This window comes from Streptomyces sp. UNOB3_S3, assembly GCF_020740895.1.
Taxonomy (GTDB): domain Bacteria; phylum Actinomycetota; class Actinomycetes; order Streptomycetales; family Streptomycetaceae; genus Streptomyces.
Genome location: NZ_JAILXP010000307.1, coordinates 1 through 8,671 on the forward strand (window position 1 = coordinate 1; position 8,671 = coordinate 8,671).

10 protein-coding genes are annotated in these 8,671 nt (G+C 72.5%); 2 read left to right on the forward strand and 8 right to left on the reverse strand.

The features are described 5' to 3' along the window. The 5 genes from ruvC to K6I33_RS26740 form a co-directional block, all read right to left on the reverse strand. A partial coding sequence (gene ruvC, locus K6I33_RS26720; protein ID WP_229357091.1) for a crossover junction endodeoxyribonuclease RuvC occupies positions 1–530 on the reverse strand: 530 nt, incomplete at its 3' end. Between the two features lie 125 nt (positions 531–655). Continuing rightward, complete coding sequence (locus K6I33_RS26725) at positions 656–1,408, reverse strand: YebC/PmpR family DNA-binding transcriptional regulator (RefSeq protein ID WP_229357092.1); 753 nt, start codon at positions 1,406–1,408, stop codon at positions 656–658. A gap of 60 nt (positions 1,409–1,468) precedes the next feature. Further along, entirely contained in the window at positions 1,469–2,062 is a 594-nt protein-coding gene (gene pdxT / locus K6I33_RS26730) for a pyridoxal 5'-phosphate synthase glutaminase subunit PdxT (RefSeq protein ID WP_229357093.1), read from the reverse strand. Between the two features lie 136 nt (positions 2,063–2,198). Further along, on the reverse strand, positions 2,199–3,110 hold the full coding sequence (gene pdxS, locus K6I33_RS26735; protein ID WP_308297328.1) for a pyridoxal 5'-phosphate synthase lyase subunit PdxS: 912 nt from the start codon (positions 3,108–3,110) through the stop codon (positions 2,199–2,201). Positions 3,111–3,192: 82 nt separating this feature from the next. Beyond that, positions 3,193–3,735 (reverse strand): hypothetical protein, encoded by a 543-nt coding sequence (locus K6I33_RS26740; RefSeq protein WP_229357094.1) that lies wholly within the window; start codon positions 3,733–3,735, stop codon positions 3,193–3,195. Positions 3,736–3,961: 226 nt separating this feature from the next. Here K6I33_RS26740 and K6I33_RS26745 point away from each other — a divergent pair, with 226 nt between their 5' ends. Next, positions 3,962–4,651, forward strand: a complete 690-nt coding sequence (locus K6I33_RS26745; RefSeq protein WP_229357095.1) for a VC0807 family protein — start codon at positions 3,962–3,964, stop codon at positions 4,649–4,651. 65 nt (positions 4,652–4,716) lie between these two features. On the opposite strand, the gene K6I33_RS26750 is transcribed toward K6I33_RS26745, so the two are convergent. From K6I33_RS26750 to pgsA, 3 genes are read right to left on the reverse strand one after another with little or no spacing between them, the layout of a single operon-like run. Further along, entirely contained in the window at positions 4,717–5,877 is a 1,161-nt protein-coding gene (locus tag K6I33_RS26750) for a glycosyltransferase family 4 protein (protein WP_229357096.1), read from the reverse strand. Then, on the reverse strand, positions 5,874–6,803 hold the full coding sequence (locus K6I33_RS26755) for a phosphatidylinositol mannoside acyltransferase (protein WP_229357097.1): 930 nt from the start codon (positions 6,801–6,803) through the stop codon (positions 5,874–5,876). The genes K6I33_RS26750 and K6I33_RS26755 overlap by 4 nt, the downstream gene beginning before the upstream one ends. After that, positions 6,800–7,462: a phosphatidylinositol phosphate synthase gene (gene pgsA / locus K6I33_RS26760; protein ID WP_229357098.1), complete on the reverse strand. Its 663-nt coding sequence runs from the start codon at positions 7,460–7,462 to the stop codon at positions 6,800–6,802. Before pgsA ends, K6I33_RS26755 begins: the two co-directional genes overlap by 4 nt. Positions 7,463–7,705: 243 nt before the next feature. On the opposite strand from pgsA, the gene K6I33_RS26765 reads away from it, so the two are divergent. Further along, a partial coding sequence (locus K6I33_RS26765; protein ID WP_229357099.1) for a GTP-binding protein occupies positions 7,706–8,671 on the forward strand: 966 nt, incomplete at its 3' end.

Genomic DNA, 8,671 nt, shown 5'->3' on the forward strand with positions numbered 1-8,671 from the left:
CGTACGGGGGTGGGGGTGCGGCGGTGGGCGGCGGCGAGCTCCTGCAGCCGGTTGGTCGCGGGCGCGCGCCAGATGTGGCAGATGGCCAGGGCCAGGGCGTCGGCGGCGTCCGCGGGCTTGGGCGGCGCGTCGAGCCTCAGCAGCCTGGTGACCATGGCGCCGACCTGGGCCTTGTCGGCCCGGCCGGAGCCGGTGACGGCGGCCTTGACCTCGCTGGGCGTGTGGAGGGCGACGGGGAGCCCGCGCCGGGCGGCGCACAGCATGGCGACCGCGCTGGCCTGGGCGGTGCCCATGACCGTACGGACGTTGTGCTGGCTGAAGACCCGCTCGACGGCCACGTACTCGGGCCGGTACTCGTCGAGCCACTGCTCGATGCCGCGCTCTATGAGGACGAGGCGGTCGGCCACGTCCGCGTCGGCCGGGGTGCGGACGACGCCCACTCCGGCCATGCGCAACGGGCGGCCTGCGACGCCCTCGACCACTCCGACGCCGCACCGCGTCAGTCCCGGGTCCACGCCCAGTACCCGCATCGCGCCCCTCCCTCCGCTCACCTGCTCGGGCAGGCTATCGGCTGCCACTGACAACGGCCGTTCACGCCGACGGGCCGGCGGGACATGTGTCCCGCCGGCCCGTCGGCCGGCCGCAGCCGGAACGCTTACGCGTCGACCTTGGCCATGACCTCGTCGGAGACGTCGAAGTTGGCGAAGACGTTCTGGACGTCGTCGCTGTCCTCGAGCGCGTCGATCAGCTTGAAGATCTTGCGGGCGCTTTCCTCGTCGAGCTCCACCTGCATGGTGGGGACGAAGTTGGCCTCGGCCGAGTCGTAGTCGATGCCGGCCTCCTGGAGGGCGGTGCGGACCGCGACCAGGTCGGTGGCCTCGCTGAGGACCTCGAAGCTCTCGCCGAGGTCGTTGACCTCTTCGGCACCGGCGTCCAGGACCGCGCCGAGGACGTCGTCCTCGGTGAGCTCGCCCTTGGGGACGATGATGACGCCCTTGCGGTTGAAGAGGTAGGACACCGAGCCCGGGTCGGCCATGGAGCCGCCGTTGCGGGTCATGGCGACGCGGACGTCACCGGCGGCGCGGTTGCGGTTGTCGGTGAGGCACTCGATGAGGACCGCGACACCGTTGGGGCCGTAGCCCTCGTACATGATCGTCTCGTAGTCGGCGCCGCCGGCCTCGAGGCCGCCGCCGCGCTTGACCGCGGAGTCGATGTTCTTGTTCGGGACCGACTGCTTCTTCGCCTTCTGGATGGCGTCGTAGAGCGTCGGGTTGCCCTCGATGTCGACGCCGCCCATGCGGGCCGCGACCTCGATGTTCTTGATCAGCTTCGCGAAGAGCTTGCCGCGCTTGGCGTCGATCACGGCCTTCTTGTGCTTCGTCGTAGCCCATTTAGAGTGGCCGGACATCTCGCCTGTCTCCTTCGCGTAACCAAATTCAGAACGAACGACAGAGATCCTACCGGGATCTCACGACCGGGTGGAGCGGACCATCCCCACGAACAGCTCGTGGACCCGGTGGTCGCCCGTGAGCTCCGGATGGAAGGACGTGGCCAGCACGTTTCCCTGCCGGACGGCGACGGTGTGGCCGTCGTGGGTGGCGAGGACCTCGGCCGCCGCGCCCACGGACTCGACCCAGGGGGCGCGGATGAAGACGCCCTCGACGGGGCCGCCCTCGACGCCGGCCACCTCGACCGACGCCTCGAAGGACTCGTTCTGCCGGCCGAAGGCGTTGCGGCGCACGATCATGTCGATGCCGCCGAGGGTCTCCTGGTCCTCACGGCCGTCCAGGATCTTGTCGGCGAGCATGATCATGCCGGCGCAGGTGCCGTAGACGGGCATCCCGGCCCGGACGCGCTCGCGCAGCGGCTCCAGCAGACCGAAGATCACCGCGAGCTTGGACATGGTGGTGGACTCGCCGCCGGGTATGACCAGGCCGCCGACCTCGGCGAGCTCCTCGGGCCGGCGCACGGGCCGGGCGAGGGCGTCGGCCGCGGCCAGGGCCACGAGGTGTTCGCGGACGTCGCCCTGGAGGGCGAGGACGCCGATGGTGGGGGTGGACACGGTGGGGTCTGCCTCTCGGATCGGATGCGGCGGGGCGGTCGGGCCGGCCGGTGGGCCGCACCCTCCGGCCGCCGGTGGTACGCCCGGTGGGCGGCCCGCATGCCGTCGCGGACCGCCCACCCGGGATGAACGTGTGCTACCAGCCGCGGTTGGCGTAGCGCTCGGCCTCGGGCAGGGTGTCGCAGTTGATGCCGACCATGGCCTCGCCCAGGTTGCGGGAGGCGTCCGCGATGACCTTCGGGTCGTCGTAGAAGGTGGTGGCCTTCACGATGGCGGCGGCGCGCTTGGCCGGGTCGCCGGACTTGAAGATGCCGGAGCCGACGAAGACGCCCTCGGCGCCCAGCTGGCGCATCAGCGCGGCGTCGGCCGGGGTGGCCACGCCACCGGCGGAGAACAGCACGACCGGCAGCTTGCCGAGCTCGGCGACCTCCTTGACCAGCTCGTAGGGGGCGCGCAGCTCCTTGGCGGCGGCGAAGAGCTCGTGGTTGTCGAAGCCGCGCAGCTTGGCGATCTCGTTCTTGATCTGGCGCAGGTGGCGGACGGCCTCGACGACGTTGCCGGTGCCGGCCTCGCCCTTGGAGCGAATCATGGCCGCGCCCTCGGCGATGCGGCGCAGGGCCTCGCCCAGGTTGGTGGCACCGCAGACGAAGGGGGTGGTGAAGGCCCACTTGTCGGAGTGGTTGACCTCGTCGGCCGGGGTGAGGACCTCGGACTCGTCGATGTAGTCGACGCCGAGGGACTGGAGGACCTGGGCCTCGACGAAGTGGCCGATGCGGGACTTGGCCATGACCGGGATGGAGACGGCGTCGATGATGCCCTCGATCATGTCCGGGTCGGACATCCGGGCCACGCCGCCGTCCTTGCGGATGTCGGCGGGCACCCGCTCCAGAGCCATGACCGCGACCGCGCCGGCGTCCTCGGCGATCTTCGCCTGCTCCGGGGTGACGACGTCCATGATCACGCCGCCCTTGAGCTGCTCCGCCATGCCGCGCTTGACGCGCGCGGTGCCGGTCTCCGGAGTGTGGGGCGTGCTGGGGGTGGACACGATGTGACCTCGCTATCAAGGGCCGGTGATGCTGCATCGTCATCAAACCGGCGTTCGAGGGAGCGGAAAAAGGGCCAATCCGGGGTCAGTGGCCTGCCCGGTCGGCCAGGGCGGCCGGAGGCTCGTCGTCCATCTCGAAGGCCATCGGGAAGGGGGCGTGACCGGCCAGCCGGAACCAGCGCACCTTGCGGTGCCGGCGCAGCGCCCGGGCCGCCCGTACCGCGTCGTTGTGGAACCGGCGGGCCATGGGCACCCTGCGGACCGCCTGGGTCAGCTCGGCCAGCGCCTCCTCGCCCCCGGGCGCCTGCCGTACGGCCTCCACCTGCGGGACCTCGGCGAAGACGGCCCGCAGCGCCTGGCTGAGCTCGCTCTCGGCGACCTCGCGGTGCTCCTCCTCGGTCTGCCGGGCCGCGTGGGCGGCCTGGTACATCACCATCGACGCGGCCGGATCGAGGATCCCGGCGGTGGCAAGCTCCTGGGCTACCGAGGCGCGCCGGAGCAGCTGGGCGTCCAGGGCCGCGCGGGCGGCGTCGATACGGCTGTGCAGCCGGTCCAGCCGGCCGGCTGTCCAGCTGAGGTAGACGCCGATGACGACCAGGGCGGCCGCGATCCAGATCAGTGTGGTCACGCCGGGTCACGTTACCGTCCGGCACCCGGGCGGGTGCCCGGCAACCGCCGGAGGTCTCCACCCGGGGGTGGAGAGCGGGGTGGAGGCGGCTTCCGGGAAACCGGCCCTGGCTCCGATCCGTCTCCACCCGCCCGGCTCCTAACGTCGAAGCAGATCGCCGGATCGCCGTGCCGGACCATACCGGACGGCCTCGCCGCCGAACCGCTGGAGGCATCTCATGGACCGCATGGAATCGCGTGGCGCGCGCCCCGCGCGGGCGCTCCTCGCGCCCCTCGCCATCAGCGTCGCGCTGCCCCTCGCCGTGTACTACGCGCTGCGCGCCCACGGCACCGCCCAGTGGCAGGCGCTGCTGCTGAGCAGCGCCATACCGGCGGCGCACGCGCTGGTCACGGCGGTGGTGCGGCGGCGGGCGGAGGTCTTCGACCTGCTGATCGTGGCGCTGCTCGCGGTCTCGGCGGTGACGTCGCTGATCAGCGGCAGCCCCCGGGTGCTGCTGCTGAAGGACGCGGGGCTCCCGGCGGTGCTGGGGGTGTGGATCCTGGGGACCTTGTTCGCGGCACGGCCCTTCGCCTTCCAGTTCGGGCGGCGGCTGAGGGGGCCCTCGGCGGAGGAAGCGGCCGAGCGTCTCTGGGACGGAATGCCGGAGTTCCGGGCGGCTCTTCGAAGTCTGACGATGCTCTGGGGCGGGATCGAGCTGCTCGACGCGGCGCTGAGCACGGTGGAGGCGCTGTCGCTGCCGGTCGATGTGGTGCCGGTGCTCGGCAGGTTCCAGTCGATCGGCCTGATCGCCCTGGTCGCGGTCGTCACGATCCGGCGCAGCCGCGGCTTCCGGGCCGTCCATGGGATGGGGCTCTTCGGGGTGCGGCCCGCCGGGGCACCGGCCGCCGAGGAGATACCGGACCGGGCCGGGGCCTGACGGGGGGGACGAGCCCGGCCGGACCGCCCACGGGGGTGGTGGTCCGGCCGGGCCGGGCGTCGGGGCTAGTCCCGGGCGAGGCCGAAGCGGGCGCGGAGGCTGGTGCGTTCGTCGGCGGCGACCGAGGCCGCGCCGGCCGTGACCGTCTCGTAGACGGCCAGGATGTCGGCGCCGACGGTCGACCAGTCGAAGCGGCGGACGTGGCGGCTGCCCCGTTCGCTCAGCTCCGCCCGCCGGGCGGGGTCGGCCAGCAGCCGCAGGGCCGCGTCGGCGAGGTCGTCCGCGTCCTCGTTGGCGAAGAGCTCGCCGGCCGCTCCCTGGTCGAGGACCTGCGCGAAGGCGTCCAGGTCGCTGGCGAGGACGGGCGCGCCGGCGGACAGCGCCTCGACGAGGATGATGCCGAAGGACTCGCCGCCGGTGTTGGGGGCGACATAGAGGTCGACGCTGCGCAGCAGGCGGGCCTTGTCCTCGTCGCTGACCATGCCGAGGAATTCGACGTTGCCGCGCATCTCGGGGGGCAGTCCGGCGACGGCCTCCTCCTCGTCGCCTCGCCCGGCGACCAGCAGCCGGGTGTCCGGGCGCTCGGCGAGGATCCTCGGCAGGGCGCGCATCACCACGGGCAGGCCCTTGCGGGGCTCGTCGATCCGGCCGATGAAGCCGATGGTGCCGCCCTGCCAGTCGGCGCGGGGCTCGGCGGAGGCGAAGAAGTCCACGTCGACGCCGTTGGGGATGACGACGGCGTCGCCGCCCAGGTGCTCGACCAGGGTGCGGCGGGCGTATTCGCTCACGGCGATACGCGCGCTGATCTTCTCCAGGGCGGGCTGGAGGATCGGATAGGCCGCGATCATGGCGCGGGAGCGGGGGTTGGAGGTGTGGAAGGTCGCCACGATGGGGCCCTGTGCGGCCCAGCAGGACAGCAGTCCCAGGGACGGGGAGGTGGGCTCGTGGATGTGGATGACGTCGAAGTCGCCGTCGTGGAGCCAGCGGCGCACTCGCGCGGCGGAGAGGAAGCCGAAGTTCAGCCGGGCCACGGAGCCGTTGTAGGGCACGGGGACGGCCCGGCCGGCGGAGACGACGAACGGTGGCAGCGGGGTGTCGTCGTCGGCGGGTGCCAGCACCGACACCTCGTGGCCCAGCCGGATGAGGTGCTCGGCCAGGTCACGGATGTGGAACTGGACGCCTCCGGGGACGTCCCAGGAGTACGGGCAGACGATCCCGATCCTCACGGTTTCTCCGTTCCGGAGCTCTCGGCGGGGGGCCGGGGACGCCGGTCGAGATCGGCGAGCCACAGCCGCTGGAGCATGTGCCAGTCCTGGGGGTGCGCGGCGATGCCGGAGGCGAAGGCGTCGGCCAGTCGCTGGGTCATGGCGGCGGCCTTCTCGGCCCGGGTGCCCGTCGTGGGCACCTCGATGGGTCCGTGTATCCGGCCGCGCATCACCGGGGAGCGGTCGTACCAGAGGGTGGCCGGCAGCAGCACGGCGCCCGTCTGGACGGCCAGTACGGCGGGCCCGGCGGGCATCTTCGCCGGTTCGCCGAAGAAGCTGACCTCGATGCCGGAGGAGGACAGATCGCGGTCGGCCACCAGGCAGACCACCCCGCCGGCGCGCAGCCGCCGGGCGAGGGTGCCGAAGGCGCTGCCGCCCGCGTGGGGCAGCACCTCCATACCCAGCCCCTCGCGGTAGGCCACGAAGCGGTCGTAGAGGGACTCGGGCTTGAGGCGCTCGGCCACGGTGGTGAAGGGCTGGTTCATCGCGGTGGTGAGCCAGGCCCCGGCGAGGTCGTAGTTGCCCATGTGGGGCAGGGCCAGGACGACGCCCCGGCCGGAGGCCAGGGCCTCCTCCAGGTGGTGGCGGTCCTGGGGGGCGAATCCGGTGCGGACGCGCTCCGTGCTCCAGGAGGGGAGCCGGAAGGACTCCATCCAGTAGCGCATGTAGGAGCGCATGCCCGCCCGGGAGAGTTCGGCGAGCCGTTCCGGGTCCGCGTCGGGGACGACCCGGGCGAGGTTGGCCTCCAGGCGCAGCACGCCCTTGCCGCGTCGTTTCCAGGCCACGTCGGCGATCCGGCGCCCCAGCTCGGCGGCGACGGGTTCGGGCAGCTTGTTGACGGTGCCCCAGCCGAGCCCGTAGAGGGTGTCGGTCAGCCGTTCCCTCACGCGCCCTCGCCCCCGTCGGCGGCCGTGGCGGCGTCCGCCTCGGCGGCCTCGCGGCGTACGGTCACCACGCGCTGGATCAGGGTGATCAGGCTGCCGACGGCCACGATCCACAGGGCGATGGGCAGCAGGACGTCGATGTGCGGCACGCCGAACTTGTGGAGGCCGGAGAAGCCGCAGGCCACCAGGGAGATCACCAGGCGTTCGGCGCGTTCGACCAGGCCGTTGACGTTGACGGGCAGGCCGATGCTCTCGCCGCGCGCCTTGGTGTAGGAGACCACCTGGCCGCTGGCGAGGCAGAAGATGGCCACCGCGCACAGCAGGGTGTCGTCGCCGCGCCCCGCGTACCAGAGGGCGAGGCCGCCGAAGATGGCCGAGTCGGCGACCCGGTCGAGCGTCGAGTCGAGGAAGGCGCCCCAGCGGCTGGACCGGCCGAGCTGACGGGCCATGTTGCCGTCGACGAGGTCGGAGAAGACGAACAGGGTGATGACGACCGTGCCCCAGAAGAACTCACCCTGGGGGTAGAAGACCAGCGCTCCCGCCACCACGCCACCGGTACCGATGAGGGTCACCGCGTCGGGGCTGACGCCGAGGCGGATGAGCAGGGCGGCGAACGGCGTGAGAACACGCGTGAAGAACGCACGCGCGTACTTGTTCAGCATGGCCTTCCCGGAGGGTCGTGTGCGGGCCGGGTGGTCGGAAGGACACCGGCTGGCCCATCGTAGCCAGGCGGCCGGGGGCCGCCGCGCGCACGTCGCGCACCTGGCCCATGGCGCAGGTCACGCCCGTCCCCGGCCGGGGCGTCGCCGGCCGGCGGGTTGCGTTCGCGTGTGCGACGTATGGACGCAGCGTGACCACGGTGGAAAGCTCGAAGGACCGCAGGTGTCGACCGGGAGGCGAGACACATGGGCGAGAAGACGAGTACGCATCCAGGGGCCGCCGGCAGGGCCGTGACGGCCGACCGGCCCGGCAACATCCGGAACGTGGTGCTGGTCGGCCACAGTGGCTCCGGCAAGACGACGCTGGTGGAGGCACTGGCCCTGGCCACCGGCGCGGTCAATCGCGCGGGCCGGGTCGAGGACGGCGCGGCCGTCTCCGACTACGACGAGATCGAGCACCGCCAGCAGCGCTCGGTCCAGCTGTCGCTGGTGCCGGTCGAATGGGCCGGGATCAAGGTCAATCTGCTGGACACACCCGGTTACGCCGATTTCGTCGGCGAGCTGAGGGCCGGTCTGCGCGCGGCGGACGCGGCCCTTTTCGTCGTCTCGGCGGCGGAGGGCGTCGAGGGCATCACCGGGCCGACCCGGATGGTCTGGGAGGAGTGCGCGGCGGTGGGCATGCCGCGCGCGATCGTGGTGACGCACCTGGAGGCGGCGCGGGCGGACTTCGAGGTGATGACGGAGGCCTGCCGCGCGGCCTTCGGCGGCGACTCCTCCGACAGCGTGCTTCCCCTCTACCTTCCGCACCACGGCCCGGAGGGCGGTGACGGCCACCGCCCGGTGACCGGGCTGACCGGGCTGCTCACCCGGCGGGTCTTCGACTACTCCTCCGGCGCCCGGACCGAGTCCGAGCCCGGCGCCGAGGCGCTGCCCGGCATCGAGGAGGCCCGTAACCGCCTCATCGAGGGGATCATCGCCGAGAGCGAGGACGAGACCCTCATGGACCGCTATCTCGGCGGTGAGGAGATCGACGTCAAGACGCTGATCGAGGATCTGGAGCGGGCCGTGGCGCGCGGCAGCTTCCATCCCGTGCTGGCGGCGGCCCCGGCCGCCGACGGCGCCCGGCAGGGCCTGGGCACCGTGGAGCTGCTGGAGCTGGTCACCGGCGGCTTCCCCACCCCCACCGAGCGCGCGGTCCCCGCCGTCACCACC